This is a genomic window from Bartonella vinsonii subsp. berkhoffii ATCC 51672, assembly GCF_902825225.1.
Lineage (GTDB): Bacteria > Pseudomonadota > Alphaproteobacteria > Rhizobiales > Rhizobiaceae > Bartonella > Bartonella berkhoffii.
This window is the reverse complement of record NZ_CADEAK010000069.1, coordinates 1-906: the sequence shown is the minus strand read 5'-3', so window position 1 is coordinate 906 and position 906 is coordinate 1. Positions and strand designations below refer to the sequence as shown.

Genomic DNA, 906 nt, shown 5'->3' with positions numbered 1-906 from the left:
TATTCCATAAACCAGAAACAAACAATCGCCAAGAGGCGTTAGGGAGGGGAAATTATGGATAAGTCAATTCTTATTAATTCCGATGAAATTTTATTAGTTGTCTGCGATGATGATCAACACATTGGGCAATCGGGTCCACTTGATGAAAACCAAATTCTAGGAATTGTTGACGAAGCAGATGATACCATAAAAATCTTTCGAATAAATCCTTCTGAAAACAGTTGCGAAGATATTTCTGAAGAAATCGCAGAAGCATATATAAAAGAAAACAGAGCATTTCTCGATGAGGACAGCAAGGTTGATTATTATGTATGTGAAAGCCCTGCCTACAATAGACTTTTAGACGAAATTGCAGACGAAAAATATAACGATGCAGTCTACGGTACTTATGAAGAACAGCACCGCCTGACTCTTTGGGATGTTCTTCCAAATTATCCAAACTATTAAGGGCGTTTTTAAAAACGCTTCTTTTTCTTTCTTTCAAATATCATCACAAATGGAGCACAGGCATGCATAATCTTGTTACAACAGCAGAAAGTCCTTTTAAGAATGAAGCTATTCAAACCATGTCTAGTGTTGAAATTGCGGAGTTGTGTAGTAAACGGCATGACCATGTTATGCGTGATATCAAGAAAATGCTTGAAGAATTATACTATGAAGGGGGTTTCCCCAAATTTGGGGGGACCTATTTAGATACACAAGGTAGACCTCAAAATTGTTATAATCTTCCCAAGCGTGAATGTTTAATTCTTGTCTCAGGTTATAGCACTGCTTTACGTGCAAAAATCATTGACCGGTGGCAACAATTAGAACAGCAAGTAGCAGCACCGCAAATCGATTACTCTAGTCCACAAGTCATGTTAGGAGTTTTAACTTATCTCAAAAATGAGAATGAACAAAAAGACA

General features: G+C 37.1%; 2 protein-coding genes. Both read left to right on the top strand.

Annotated elements, in window-relative coordinates; genetic code table 11:
- Positions 1-54 precede the first annotated feature (54 nt).
- The gene (locus J7R10_RS08260; RefSeq protein WP_010704888.1) at positions 55-447 is read left to right on the top strand and encodes a hypothetical protein; all 393 of its coding nucleotides are present in this window, start codon (positions 55-57) and stop codon (positions 445-447) included.
- 62 nt (positions 448-509) lie between these two features.
- Positions 510-906: Rha family transcriptional regulator (locus J7R10_RS08255; protein ID WP_208436439.1), on the top strand; the 397-nt coding region annotated here is incomplete at its 3' end.